The organism is Paraburkholderia sp. BR13444 (genome assembly GCF_040948755.1).
Lineage (GTDB): Bacteria > Pseudomonadota > Gammaproteobacteria > Burkholderiales > Burkholderiaceae > Paraburkholderia > Paraburkholderia youngii.
In genome coordinates, this window is the sequence record NZ_JBFPKM010000002.1 from 785694 (window position 1) to 798186 (window position 12493).

The window sequence follows — 12493 nt, forward strand, 5'->3', positions numbered from 1 at the left end:
GGCAAGCTGACGCCGGGGGGCGATGGTCCGGCGCTCTGGACCGTCCCGCTACCGCTGACCCGCAACCGCGCGCCGCGCACTAGAGACTGACGAGCCATGCCACGTTTTGCCCATATCTTCGAAGCCGCCGCCGATACCCTGAACGCCTACTATCAGGCCGTCGCCGAGGTCAATATCGACAGCTTGATGGGTTTGTGGATCGACGAGGAGTTCGTCAGCTGCATCTGCGCGGACGGTTCGCATCTGCACGGTCTCGAGAACATCCGCAATGGCCTGCAGACTCAGCTCGAAGCGCTGCCGGTGTCGATCGAGCCGCTCGACATCCGCGTCTACGACAGCCTCGGCACCGTCGTCTATGCGATTGCCGAAGCGCATCGTCCGGCCGATCCGACCGCCACGCCCGCGATGGTCTTCACCACCTACGTGATGGTCCACGAGCGCGGCGAATGGCGCATTGCGCATATTCACGCGAGCCCGATGCCGAACGAGGCCGCCAGCCAGTTCGCGACCAAGATGCGGCATGGCCAGGGCCCGCTGCACTGACACGCGGCACCACGACAGATTCAGATTCACGTTTTTTCGCTTTTCCGCCGGTATGAGTTCGACGCCACATAAACCCGCTTCCTCCGGTACGACCCCCGCCAAGGTGGCGGCCGCCGTCGAGGCGACCGTCGAGCTGCTGTACCGCGCGCCGCTCTGGCTGCCCAACCGGCATGCGCAGACGATCGTCCCGTCGCTGTTCGCGCGCCGCCCCGCCGTGTCGTTTCGGCGCGAGCGCTGGGACACGCCGGACGGCGATTTCATCGATCTCGACTGGGTCGCACACGATACACCGCTCACCGATACCGCCCCGCTCTTCGTGCTGTTCCACGGCCTCGAAGGCAGTTCGTCTTCGCACTACGCGGTCGCGCTGATGGCCGCCGCGCGCGAATACGGCTGGCACGGCGTGGTGCCGCACTTTCGCAGCTGCAGCGGCCCGCTGAACCGGCTGCCGCGCTTCTACCATCTGGCCGACAGCAACGAGGTCGACTGGATCCTGCGCCGCCTGCGCGCCGCGCATCGAGGGCCGGTGGTCGCGGCGGGCGTGTCGCTCGGCGGCAACGTGCTGCTGCGCTGGCTCGGCGAGCGGCAAGACGATGCGGCGCAGGTGGTAGCCGCCGCCGCCGCGATTTCGACACCGATCGACGTCCATGCGGGCGGCCGCGCGCTATCGCAGGGCTTCGGCCTCGTCTACACGCGCAGCTTCCTGAAGACGCTGAAGCACAAGGCCAATCAGAAGCTCGAGCAGTTCCCGGGCCTGTTCGATCGCGACGCGATGCTCGCGAGCCGTACGATGTACGAGTTCGACAACGTCGTGACCGCGCCGCTGCACGGCTTTCGCAATACCGACGACTACTGGAGCACCGCAACCACCCGCCCGCTGCTGCCGCTCATTCAAGTGCCGACGCTGGTGCTCAACGCGCGCAATGACCCGTTTCTGCCGGCCGAAGCGCTGCCGTCGCGACACGAGGTGTCGGCGGCGGTCGAGCTTTATCAGCCTGAGCACGGCGGCCACGCGGGTTTCATGACCGGGCCGTTCCCGGGCCGCATCGACTGGCTGTCGCGGCGCGTGTTCGGCTATCTGGAGCGACACGTCGATCATGGATGACATCGTCAAACAGTCGCTCGCCAAATGGCCGAACGTGCCGAGTTGCACGGGCTGGTTGATGCTCGACCGGCGCGGCAACTGGCGCATGCGCGACGAAGCGGCCCAGGCGAGCGGCGCGCACGGCGTGCCGATCCGGCACGAGGCGCTGCTGGGCTTCATCAACCGGAACTATGAGGCCGATGAGCGCGGGCAGTGGTATTTCCAGAACGGGCCGCAGCGGGTTTATGTCGAGCTCGCTTACACGCCGTGGGTGGTCAGATTGTCCGCGCGCGCGGATGGCACGCTCGCGCTGCACGACCAGGGCGGCGGCGCGTTCGAGCCGGCGGCGGTGTTCGTCGATGAAGACGGCGGCATTCTGTTCGCCGATCGCTCGCAGCCGGCACGCATCGCGGCGCTGCACGATCACGACCTGGAGATCTTCTCCGATCACGCGACGCTCGCCGACGATGGCTCATTGAGCGGCGCATTCCACTGGAGCGCTCAACTCTCACTGCCGCTGCAAGGCGTGCGACGCGATCAGGTGGCCGCGCGCTTCGGCTTCGTCGCGAGCCCGGCGGCGGCGCAGGTCTGACGCACGCGCCCGGCGTGCGCCTGCGTCCATCCTACCCCTTCTCGTCGAGCCGCTCCTCCTTGTAGCGGTTCTCCATCTCGTGCAGACGCGCGTCGACGGTCGCGAGGTCGTAATAGCCGATCGTCTTCAGGTCGCGCGCGTCCTTCAACTGCCGGATCGCCGACGGCCACGCACCCTCCAGCGCGAACTTCTCCGCCATCGCGCGATGCTGCGTCAATGCATCGCCACTGCCCGCACTCGCCTGCGCGAGATACAGCCACCACGCGGGTTGATCGGGGTGCGCCCGGGTTTCGTTTTTCGCGAGCGCCTGGGCGTCGGTGAAACGGTGCAGCGTCAGCAGCGTGCGGATATGCATGTCGATCGCCGCGTTCGACTGCGGCCAGCGCTTCTGCGCTAACTCGGCGAGACGCGCGGCTTCGTCGGCGTGACCGGCACTCCGCGCGATGTCGGTCGCGAGCACGTCGAGACTCGGCGAATCGCGCTCGGGCTCGCCTTCCGCACGCGCGCCCGAGACGAAGGTCGCGCGCGCGTTCGCGAGCGAGGCGGCCGCGTCGTCGTAGCGCTCGAGCAGCATCTGCCCGTACGCGATGCCGTACCAGTTCGCCGCGACGTTCAGCGCGGTCCGGTCCTCGATTTCCGAACGCAAACGCGAAATCTCATCCGCGTATTCGCTGCGCGAATGGCCCTGCAACAGACCCGCGCGCGCCCGCACGAAGCCGTACTCGGAGTCTTGATGCGGCTGCCGGTATGGCGCGCGGCGCGCGCGGTCCTCCATGTCGGCGATCCGCTCGCCGGTCAGCGGATGCGTGCGCGCGTAGGCCGGAATGCCGTTTTCGTTCATCGCCGCGCGGTCGAGCCGGTGGAAGAACGTCGGCATCGCGTAGGGATCGTAGCCGGCGCCGGCGAGCAGCAGAAAGCCGACGCGGTCCGCCTCCTGCTCGGCCGATCGCGAGAAGCGCAACTGGCTGTCGACCGCATACGCCTCGCTGCCGAGCGCGATCGCACTGCCGAGGTCGCCGCTATGCGCGAGTACGCCTGCCAGCACGCCGAACAGCACGCCGACGAGCGCCGCGTAGCCGCCGCGCTCGCCGTTCGAGATCATCCGCGAGATATGCCGCTGCAGCACGTGCCCCATCTCGTGACCCAGCACCGCCGCGAGTTCGGACTCGGTCTGCGTCGCCACGATCAACCCCGTGTTCACGCCGATGAAACCGCCCGGCAGCGAAAACGCGTTGATCTGTGCGTCGCGCGCCGCGAAAAGTTCGAAATCCGGACGATAACCGCCGATGTACAGCGCGCTGGCCGCGGCCGCGAGCTTGGCGGCAACCGAATTCAGGTAGTCGCGCACGAGCCAGTCGTCGAGATAGTCGGGGTCGCGGCGTATGTCGCGCATCACGCGCTCGCCGAGCTTGCGTTCGGCCTGTGGAGTCAGCGAACCGGCGCCGCCGCTGCCGAGATCGGGCAATTGCTGCGCGACGATCGGCGCGCGCCAGTCGTTGCTGCCGGTTTTGCCGCCATTGCTGCCGCTAGCGCCGCCATTGGAAAAACGGCTCTGCGCGCCGCCGTAGGTGCCGAACACGCCGCGCACGATGTCGGGCGGCAGGATCGACTCGGCATGCTCATCGCTCGGGCCGCTGACGAGCGGCGCCTCGGACGATGAGGTTCCCGGCGTGATGGCCACCCCGCCGGTCGATTGCGCGAACGCGCCGGGCGGCATTGCGAGGGCGACGGATAGCAACGCAGCGAGGAATCGTTTTGAATGCATCGCGAAGCCGGTCTGACGAAGTCGAAAAACGTCGCCCGTGGCCCGGACTAAGATAGCGGGCAAGGGCGTCGAAGGACGCGTACGAGGCAAAACGCAGGGTACGGCATAGCGCAAGTGTAACCAGTCGCCACGACGATTCGGGGCCACGCCGCACTGCTATGATAGGCGCCCTCTGAAGGAGTCAACCATGCCTGAACTCACTCATTTCGATGCGTCTGGTGACGCGCATATGGTGGATGTCGGCGGCAAGCAGGAGACGAGGCGCATCGCGATTGCGCGTGGCTCGATCCGCATGCTGCCCGACACGCTCGCGCTGATCCGCGACGGCAACGCCAAAAAGGGCGACGTGATCGGCGTCGCGCGGATCGCGGCGATCCAGGCCTCGAAGCGCACCGCCGATCTGATTCCGCTGTGCCATCCGCTCGCGCTGACACGCGTGAAGGCCGACTTCGAACTCGACGAGCAGATGCCCGGCGTGCATTGCACGGTCCAGGTCGAGACGTTTGGACGCACGGGCGTGGAAATGGAAGCGCTCACCGCCGTGCAGGTCGGGCTGCTGACCGTGTACGACATGTGCAAGGCGGTGGATCGCGGCATGACCATCACCGATGTGAAGGTGATGGAAAAGCATGGGGGGAAATCGGGGGATTGGGTCGCGCAAGCTTGAAGCGCGGATCGACAACTATCCGGGTAGCAATATGACCATCGACGAACTGCTCAAGCAGCTACTGGCGTTTCGCGACGCGCGCGACTGGCGGCAGTTTCATACGCTGCGCAACCTGATCGTCTCCACCGGCATCGAGGCCGGCGAGCTTCTGGAGACGATTCAATGGAAGTCCGACGCGCAGATCGACACGCTGCTCAGCGATCCCGAGCAATCGACGAACCTCCGGCACGAGTGCGCCGACGTCTTCATGTACCTGCTGCTGGTGGCCCATACCGCGGGCTTCGATCTCGTCGACGCGGCAGCGGAAAAACTGCAGCTGAACGAAGCGCGCTACCCCGTCGACAAGGCGAAAGGCACCGCCGCGAAGTATTCAGAGCTTTGAACTTCGAGGCGCGGAGGCCTGCCTTGGCGGGAGCATGCTCGAGCCCCCGCGGTTCGATCAATCTTCGTCGCTGTCATCGTCCGGTACCGCATCGGCTGCCGGCGTGCCGTAGCGCTTCACCAACTGCTCCTTGAAGCCCGTGAGCGACTTCTGCTCGTCGACGAGCTGGTACAGATAGCCGAGCTGTGCGGGCCAGTCCTTCAGCTCCTCGGCGAAAATCCGCAGGCGTTCGACCGTATCGAGCGCCGCCGCGGTATCGCCAGTCAGCGCCTGCAGCACCGCGTAGCGACGCAACACCGTTTCGCCCGGCAACAGCGCGATCGCCTGCTTGTGCATCGCGAGCTTGCGTTGCAGGTTTAGCGGATTCATCGGCTGCAGCGTCGCGAGACCGTATTCGCCCCACGCGCCGAACATGAACGACGGGGCGGCGCTGTACTGTTCGGCTGGACGCTGGCCGTAGTACAGCACCTCGGCACGCGCATAGTCGCGAAAGATCGGATACAGCGCGGCGAGTCCGCCGAATACCACGACCGCGAACGCGCCGAGCGACAGATTCGCGGGCACCGCGCGCAACGGCCGCGTTTCGAGCAAGCCGAACACGAACATCGCGGGCAACAGGAAGAACATGTACTGCTGCGGATACTCGACGAGCGCATGCATCGTCAGCACGCCGATGAGCGCGATGCCGAACACGCGCGTGGCGCTTTGCGGCGCACGCACGACACGCACGAGCCACGCGACGAGACCCACGAGCACGATCCCGAGACCGATCAGACCGGTTTTGGCGAGCAGATCGACGAAGATGTCATGCGAGTTGTTGGCGATTTCGACGCCGCCCAGTTGCCTGACGAGCTCAAACTGATAGCTCGGAAATTCGCCCCAGCCGACGCCGAGCAGCGGATGCTGCTTGAACATCGTCCAGCCGTATTTCAAAAGCGCGATGCGCGGCGCGATCTGACCGGCATCCTGGAAGCGCTCGGCCGCCGACTGCCCGAGTTCGAGGTGAAAGCGCGCATTGGCCCATCGAATCACCGCATTGACCACGAAAAACAGCACCGCGAGCGCGATCGGCACCAGCCAGTCACGGTTGCTACGGCGCGATTGCGGTTCGTTGCGGGTCTGCGCGAACGCCATCCAGAAGCCGGCCACGACGATCACACCCATCTGCAGCCACGGACCGCGCGACACGGTCAGCGCGAGGCCGACCGAGAAAATCGTCGACACGAGCAGCCAGATAGGCAGCGCGATGCGGCGCGTCTGCACGAGGTACAGCGCGCCCGCCATCGCGAACGCGATATAGGTCGCGAGGTGGTTCGCCTGCGCCATGTTGCCGAACGGCCGGCGATCGACGGTGAGGTTGTACGCAACGACGAGCGGCGCCACACGCGTTTCGAGGTGAAACAGCTGGATCACCTGGCTGAACACCGCGAACAGACCGCCGACGATCAACGCCCCCGCCGCCCAGCGCAACGCGGTCTCGTCGAGTTTCACGCGCGCGAAGCCATAACCCACGTGCACGGCCATCCAGGCAGCGAGCAGGAAGCCCGCGCCGAGCCAGTTCATCGACGGCTTCGCGACCGGCAGCACGAAGGTCTGCACGACCAGCACGAGGCCGAACAGCAAGGGCACGAGCGCGACCGTGGGCGACGCGAAGCTCACGCGCGGCCGCGTGGTCGCGACCATCAGCACGACGGCCACCCCGGTCAGCAGATACAGCCCGAGCGAGGTGAATTCGGCGTAGAAAGTTGGGATCGGATACGTATGGTTGGCAACCGCATAGGGGAGGATCAACGCAAGAGCCAGCAGTACGAGAGACAGGTAGCGCGCGAAAGGGGTGGGCATCGAATCAACGGTGGGCGTCAGCAACCGGCGCACTATACAAAAATTTCGTTGCACTGTGCGCCGGTTCGGCCGAAATAGGCTGCAAATCAGCCCTTTACGTTGTGGCTACGAGTCGTCCGGTCAGCGCTCGGCCGTCGCCTCGTTCGCTCGTTCATCTGGCCCTTACGAACGGCACTCGGGCGGCGCCAGATTCGCGGCGAGCGTCGGCGCTTCACCCGGCATCGGCCCCGACCCCGGCGCCGGCAACGACGACGCGCTCTTGCCGCTCGCAAAGCATTCCCACGTCAGCGCACCGGTCTGCACCGTGTCCTTGCTCAACGCGACGCGTGCGCTCGGCGCATCGGCGTTGTCCGGCACCGAGGGCACCAGCGTGATCGTGTTCGCGCCGGCCTGCGCGACGCGCGTCGAGTACGTGATCATGATCTGGCCGGTGTCGTCGTCGATCTGGATGGACTCGACGTTGCGTGTGGCAGGCGGCGACGCATAACCGCCGCTGAACGCATTGCCGCTCGCGGCGTTTTCGGCCACCGCGAGCCGCGCCGACGCCGCGAGCGACAAGCCCTCGCCGACCCGGCTGCGCGCCAGATAGTCCTGATACGCGGGAATCGCATAGGCCGCGATCACGCCGACGATCGCCAGCACGATCATCAACTCGATCAACGTGAAGCCGAGGCCGCAGCGCCGGCAGAGGCGCGTGAACCAATTCTCGCGCCAGCGTGCGCGGCGTGACCTACGCGAGAATTGCGTCGATTGAGAGTAAGGGGAATATGGCAGGGTAACGATCATCGGCAGACTCCTGATACGAGAAACGCCCGGCCCGTGGATCGGGAACAGGCGCTTCAATCGTAGCGAGCGACGCTCGCGCGGCACAGTCAGCCGGATGGCCAGGCTTGCATTCGGACGGCATCACGGCTTAGGCAGCGGCGCACCGGCAATGCCGTGCTCACACCGCCGCGCGTTTCGCGTTGCGGCGCTTCAACAGATAACCGACGATCACGACGAACAGCGCGCCCGCGATGCTCATCCCGTATTCGGCGACGGGCGTATCGAGGATCGGCCAGCGGTCGCCGGCCGGGTCGTTGACCATCAGGCCACCCGCGATCCAGCCGAGCAGACCCGCGCCGAACAGCACGATGCCCGGAAAGCGATCGAGCAGCTTCAGAATCAGCTGGCTGCCCCACACGATCAGCGGAATGCTCACGACGAGGCCAAAGATCACCAGAGCCAACCGGTGCTCGTGCTCCGCGGCTTCGGCCGCGCCTGCGATCGCGATCACGTTGTCTACGCTCATCACCGCATCCGCGATGATGATCGTCTTCACCGCCGAGATCAGCTTGTCGGCCGGCTTCACGTTGTCGTGAACGTCGTGCGCGGGCGCCAGCAGGCGCACGCCGATCCACAGCAGCAGCAGGCCGCCCGCGAACTTCAGGAACGGCACGTCGAGCAGCGCGACCGCGAACGCGATCAGCACGACCCGCAGCAGGATCGCGCCGGCGGTTCCCCACACGATGCCGCGCATGCGCTCCGACTGCGGCAGTTTGCGGCAGGCGAGCGCAATGACGACCGCGTTATCGCCGCCGAGCAGAACGTCGATGACGATGATCTGAAAGACCGCGCCCCAATTGAGCGTCGTGAAGAATTCCAGCATGCAAAAAGAATAAGAAAAAATCGACCGCGCGGACAGAAACACGACGCGAGCACGGACGAAAAAAAGCGGGGGAGTCTGCACTCCCCCGCTTTTCGGGACCGCTCGCTCACGAAAGGACTTCGAAAGCGTATCAAAATCGCGCGCCCACGGCACGCGAATTCGATTTACAGCATCGCCTTCAGAAGACGCGCCATTTCCGACGGGTTCTTCGTGACCTTGATACCGCATGCGTCCATGATTTCCAGCTTCGCTTCAGCGGTGTCCGCACCGCCCGAGATCAGCGCGCCGGCGTGGCCCATGCGCTTGCCCGGAGGCGCCGTGACGCCAGCGATGAAGCCAACCACCGGCTTCTTCATGTTGCCCTTGATCCACTCGGCAGCGTTCGCTTCGTCCGGACCGCCGATTTCGCCGATCATGATGACGGCGTCCGTATCCGGATCGTCGTTGAACATCTTCATCACGTCGATGTGCTTCAGACCGTTGATCGGGTCGCCGCCGATACCGACTGCCGACGACTGGCCGAGGCCGATCGCGGTCAGCTGGCCGACTGCTTCATACGTCAGCGTGCCCGAACGCGACACGACGCCGATGCGGCCCTTGCGGTGGATGTGACCCGGCATGATGCCGATCTTCAGCTCGTCCGGCGTGATCGTGCCCGGGCAGTTCGGTCCGAGCAGCAGCGTCTTGCGGTTTTCGCGACGCATACGGTCCTTGATCTCGATCATGTCGCGGACGGGGATGCCTTCCGTGATGCAGATTGCGAGATCCAGGTCGGCTTCGACGGCTTCCCAGATTGCCGCGGCAGCGCCTGCCGGCGGAACGTAAATCACCGACACGGTCGCGCCCGTTTCAGCCTTGGCTTCAGCGACGCTCGCGTAGATGGGGATGCCTTCGAAATCTTCGCCGGCGCGCTTCGGGTTCACGCCCGCGACGTACGCTTCGCGGCCGTTTGCGTATTCACGGCAAGCACGCGTGTGGAACTGACCGGTCTTGCCGGTGATGCCCTGCGTGATGACCTTGGTGTCTTTGTTGATCAGAATCGACATGTATTGACCTCTGTTCGTTTGGCGTCGCGCGGTAGCGCCACGCGGCGCGTTGCTTCACGCCTGTGTCGCTCGCGCGCCGCCACTCGTCATTTTGGCAAATGAGCTGGTAAATGCGCCGTAGACAGGTGGCTTACGCCTTGCCCGAAGCAGCCGCGACGACCTTCTGAGCCGCTTCTTCCATGCTGTCCGCCGAGATGATCGGCAGGCCGGATTCAGCGAGCATCTTCTTGCCCAGGTCTTCGTTCGTGCCCTTCATGCGGACCACGAGCGGCACCTTCAGCGACACGGCCTTCGACGCCGCGATCACGCCTTCCGCGATCACGTCGCAGCGCATGATGCCACCGAAGATGTTGACCAGAATCGCGGTCAGGTTCGGGTTCTTCAGCATGATCTTGAACGCTTCGGTGACCTTCTCGGTCGTCGCACCACCGCCGACGTCGAGGAAGTTCGCCGGTTCGCCGCCGAACAGCTTGATGGTGTCCATCGTCGCCATGGCGAGGCCAGCGCCGTTCACGAGGCAGCCGATGTTGCCGTCGAGCGAGATGTACGCGAGGTCGAACTTCGACGCTTCGATTTCAGCCGGATCTTCTTCGTCCAGATCGCGGTAAGCGACGATTTCCGGGTGACGGAACAGCGCGTTCGAGTCGAAGTTGAACTTCGCGTCGAGTGCGATGACCTTGCCGTCGCCGGTCAGGATCAGCGGGTTGATCTCGGCGAGCGATGCGTCGGTTTCCCAGAATGCCTTGTACAGGCCTTGCAGGATTGCGCGGGCTTGCGGGATCGAAGCGTCGGGCACGCCGATCTTCTTCGCGAGGTCGTCTGCTTCCGAGTCCTTCAGGCCGGTCGACGGATCGACCGCAACCTTGTGGATCAGCTCAGGCGTCTTTTCCGCGACTTCTTCGACGTCCATGCCGCCTTCGCTCGACGCCATCACGACGATCTTCTGCGAAACGCGATCGATCACGAGACCGACATACAGTTCCTTCTTGATGTCAGCGCCTTCTTCGATCAGCAGACGGTTGACCTTCTGGCCTTCCGGACCGGTCTGGTGCGTGACGAGCTGCATGCCGAGGATCTGGTTCGAGTACTCGCGAACCTGTTCCAGCGACTTGGCGACCTTGACGCCGCCACCCTTGCCACGGCCACCTGCGTGGATCTGAGCCTTGACGACCCACACCGGGCCGCCGAGCTCTTCAGCGGCCTTGACCGCATCGTCCACCGAGAAGACCGGCTTGCCGCGCGGTACCGCGACGCCGAATTTCCGCAGGATTTCCTTACCCTGGTACTCGTGAATCTTCATGCGTGATTCCCTTCAGTCTGAGAGTTGGATAGAACTTCGATTCCGTTTTGCCGCCGTTCAGGCCGACGCGTCGTCGCTTCGTGCGCGGGTCGCCGCGTCGTCCAACGAGGCCGCGCGTTCCGCCGGACGCGGTGCGTGGCCATACCAGCGCGGATAAAACTGTTTCACCGCCTCGCCGTCGAAACGCAGCGCGTGGCAGCGTCCCAGCTGGAATGGCGGTTTGTCGTTGGAATGCTCGCCTGTGCCGTTAGACGATTCGTCTCCCGAACCCGCGTTCGCGCCCGGCGTGCCTTCATCGGTGTTCCACACTTCGCCGGCGAACGCCTGGATCGCGGCGGTCGGCAGCATCGCGCACAGCTCGGTGAGATGCGTGCAACCGGCCGTGCCGGCCAGCAAACGGGCAGCATCGCGACGGAAGTTGTGGAACAGATTGAGCCCGATGAGGGCACGGTAGGCGGGATTGCTGGCCTGGCATAACCCTGGATAGGGCACCCAGTCGGACGACGCCTCGGCGTCGACGACGTTGAGCTTGCGATCGATGGTGATGCGAAGCCAGAGTTCATGGATCGGCTGACCATTGGGCCGGATTCCCGACGGAAGCGCCACATCGCGAGGCTTTTCGTCGGTCAGGCACGCTTCCACATCCCACAGGCCATCGGCTCGCTCGTAAGCTTCCGCTCTGATTGCGCGACGATGGCGCAACTGACGGGACACTGGCGGGGAGAGCGACATGCGGGAAGGAAAGGCCGGATTGGAAAACCTCAGGATTTTAGCATAACGGGTATTTGGGACAGCCCCGATTGCGCATGGCCTCGAGCCGGGTTACGGCGTGGCAATCGACGGCCGTCAGGGCTGACGTGCTAGTCGCCGTCCCAGATGTCGTCGATACCCTTCAGGATCTTGCCGATCGTCGCGCCGGAGAAGCCGCGCGACGCGAGGAAGCGCGCCTGCTTCGCGCGCTCCGCCGGCGTTTGTGGCAGCTGGCCGAACTTCTTGAGCCAGACCGCCTGGGCGCGCGCGAGTTCGGTTTCACGCAATTGCGCACTCGCCTCTTCGACGAGCGCCGGGTTCAGCGCGTGCTGCTTCAGTTCACCGAGAATGCGGCTCGTGCCAAGCCGCGATGCGCGCCGGTGAACCAGACTTTCCGCGAAGCGCGAGTCCGACAGCCAGTTTTCGGCTTCCAGCGAGTCAAGCACCGTGTCGAGCGAATCGGTTTCCTCGACGTAGGGCTTCAGCTTGCGCGCGAGTTCGGCGCGGCTATATTCGCGACGCGACAGATAGCCGAGCGCCCGTGCTTTCAGCGAACGGCCTGGGCGTTGGGATTTTCTGCTGTCGTCCTGGTCGGCCTGCCCCGGCGTCGCTTCGTCGGCCTGGCGACGCGAACGGCTGTAGGTGACTTCGGAGGGGGGGCGGGAATCGCGCCCGGAGAAATCCGGGCTGGACGATGCTGCAGGGGATGCAGACCGTGTACGCTGCGGACCGCGGCCTGCGGCGCGGTCGTGTGCGTCGAACGATTCGAACGGATCGCCGGAATCTGGCGATCCATCCGCCGTGTCGCGCGGGCCGTCCGGGTAGCGTCCAGAGTCGGAACCGGACAGCGGCCGGCCTTTGCGTATCACGTGAT

General features: G+C 65.0%; 13 protein-coding genes. 5 read left to right on the forward strand and 8 right to left on the reverse strand.

Annotated features, from left to right (window positions below):
- The first annotated feature begins 96 nt into the window (after positions 1-96).
- Genes AB3X95_RS08000 through AB3X95_RS08010 form a run of 3 tightly spaced genes read left to right on the forward strand, consistent with a single transcriptional unit; the run spans position 97 to position 2219 of the window.
- Entirely contained in the window at positions 97-543 is a 447-nt protein-coding gene (locus tag AB3X95_RS08000) for a nuclear transport factor 2 family protein (RefSeq protein ID WP_176121768.1), read from the forward strand.
- Between the two features lie 52 nt (positions 544-595).
- Entirely contained in the window at positions 596-1648 is a 1053-nt protein-coding gene (locus tag AB3X95_RS08005; protein ID WP_176121769.1) for a hydrolase, read from the forward strand.
- Positions 1641-2219 carry a DUF2946 family protein gene (locus tag AB3X95_RS08010; protein ID WP_176121770.1) on the forward strand — a complete coding sequence of 193 codons (579 nt, stop codon included), beginning with the start codon at positions 1641-1643 and terminating at the stop codon, positions 2217-2219. Before AB3X95_RS08005 ends, AB3X95_RS08010 begins: the two co-directional genes overlap by 8 nt.
- Before the next feature lie 31 nt (positions 2220-2250).
- Here the strand turns inward: AB3X95_RS08010 and AB3X95_RS08015 are convergent, their stop codons facing one another.
- Positions 2251-3984, reverse strand: a complete 1734-nt coding sequence (locus AB3X95_RS08015; RefSeq protein WP_368621045.1) for a M48 family metalloprotease — start codon at positions 3982-3984, stop codon at positions 2251-2253.
- 187 nt (positions 3985-4171) lie between these two features.
- On the opposite strand from AB3X95_RS08015, the gene moaC reads away from it, so the two are divergent.
- Positions 4172-4651, forward strand: coding sequence for a cyclic pyranopterin monophosphate synthase MoaC (moaC, locus tag AB3X95_RS08020; protein ID WP_176121772.1), 480 nt, complete (start codon positions 4172-4174; stop codon positions 4649-4651).
- Positions 4652-4682: 31 nt separating this feature from the next.
- On the forward strand, positions 4683-5033 hold the full coding sequence (locus tag AB3X95_RS08025; protein ID WP_176110255.1) for a nucleotide pyrophosphohydrolase: 351 nt from the start codon (positions 4683-4685) through the stop codon (positions 5031-5033).
- A 57-nt stretch (positions 5034-5090) separates the two neighbouring features.
- Here the strand turns inward: AB3X95_RS08025 and AB3X95_RS08030 are convergent, their stop codons facing one another.
- From AB3X95_RS08030 to recX, 7 genes are all read right to left on the reverse strand, one after another.
- Positions 5091-6875: a Wzy polymerase domain-containing protein gene (locus AB3X95_RS08030; protein ID WP_176121774.1), complete on the reverse strand. Its 1785-nt coding sequence runs from the start codon at positions 6873-6875 to the stop codon at positions 5091-5093.
- 162 nt (positions 6876-7037) lie between these two features.
- On the reverse strand, positions 7038-7661 hold the full coding sequence (locus tag AB3X95_RS08035; protein WP_368621046.1) for a pilin: 624 nt from the start codon (positions 7659-7661) through the stop codon (positions 7038-7040).
- A 157-nt stretch (positions 7662-7818) separates the two neighbouring features.
- Complete coding sequence (locus tag AB3X95_RS08040; RefSeq protein ID WP_176365630.1) at positions 7819-8523, reverse strand: TerC family protein; 705 nt, start codon at positions 8521-8523, stop codon at positions 7819-7821.
- Positions 8524-8687: 164 nt separating this feature from the next.
- Positions 8688-9569 (reverse strand): succinate--CoA ligase subunit alpha, encoded by an 882-nt coding sequence (sucD, locus tag AB3X95_RS08045; protein ID WP_008920420.1) that lies wholly within the window; start codon positions 9567-9569, stop codon positions 8688-8690.
- A 130-nt stretch (positions 9570-9699) separates the two neighbouring features.
- Positions 9700-10869, reverse strand: a complete 1170-nt coding sequence (gene sucC, locus AB3X95_RS08050) for an ADP-forming succinate--CoA ligase subunit beta (RefSeq protein WP_013090442.1) — start codon at positions 10867-10869, stop codon at positions 9700-9702.
- A gap of 57 nt (positions 10870-10926) precedes the next feature.
- On the reverse strand, positions 10927-11601 hold the full coding sequence (locus AB3X95_RS08055; RefSeq protein ID WP_368621047.1) for a DUF2889 domain-containing protein: 675 nt from the start codon (positions 11599-11601) through the stop codon (positions 10927-10929).
- A 128-nt stretch (positions 11602-11729) separates the two neighbouring features.
- A complete protein-coding gene (gene recX, locus AB3X95_RS08060; RefSeq protein ID WP_368621048.1) occupies positions 11730-12488 on the reverse strand; it encodes a recombination regulator RecX in 759 nt (252 codons plus the stop codon).
- Between the last annotated feature and the right edge of the window lie 5 nt (positions 12489-12493).

Coding starts and splice junctions, on each gene's coding strand:
- AB3X95_RS08000 (WP_176121768.1), top strand. CDS start 97: ATGCCACGTTTTGCCCATATCTTCGAAGCCGCCGCCGATACCCTGAAC.
- AB3X95_RS08005 (WP_176121769.1), top strand. CDS start 596: ATGAGTTCGACGCCACATAAACCCGCTTCCTCCGGTACGACCCCCGCC.
- AB3X95_RS08010 (WP_176121770.1), top strand. CDS start 1,641: ATGGATGACATCGTCAAACAGTCGCTCGCCAAATGGCCGAACGTGCCG.
- AB3X95_RS08015 (WP_368621045.1), bottom strand. CDS start 3,984: ATGCATTCAAAACGATTCCTCGCTGCGTTGCTATCCGTCGCCCTCGCA.
- moaC (WP_176121772.1), top strand. CDS start 4,172: ATGCCTGAACTCACTCATTTCGATGCGTCTGGTGACGCGCATATGGTG.
- AB3X95_RS08025 (WP_176110255.1), top strand. CDS start 4,683: ATGACCATCGACGAACTGCTCAAGCAGCTACTGGCGTTTCGCGACGCG.
- AB3X95_RS08030 (WP_176121774.1), bottom strand. CDS start 6,875: ATGCCCACCCCTTTCGCGCGCTACCTGTCTCTCGTACTGCTGGCTCTT.
- AB3X95_RS08035 (WP_368621046.1), bottom strand. CDS start 7,661: ATGATCGTTACCCTGCCATATTCCCCTTACTCTCAATCGACGCAATTC.
- AB3X95_RS08040 (WP_176365630.1), bottom strand. CDS start 8,523: ATGCTGGAATTCTTCACGACGCTCAATTGGGGCGCGGTCTTTCAGATC.
- sucD (WP_008920420.1), bottom strand. CDS start 9,569: ATGTCGATTCTGATCAACAAAGACACCAAGGTCATCACGCAGGGCATC.
- sucC (WP_013090442.1), bottom strand. CDS start 10,869: ATGAAGATTCACGAGTACCAGGGTAAGGAAATCCTGCGGAAATTCGGC.
- AB3X95_RS08055 (WP_368621047.1), bottom strand. CDS start 11,601: ATGTCGCTCTCCCCGCCAGTGTCCCGTCAGTTGCGCCATCGTCGCGCA.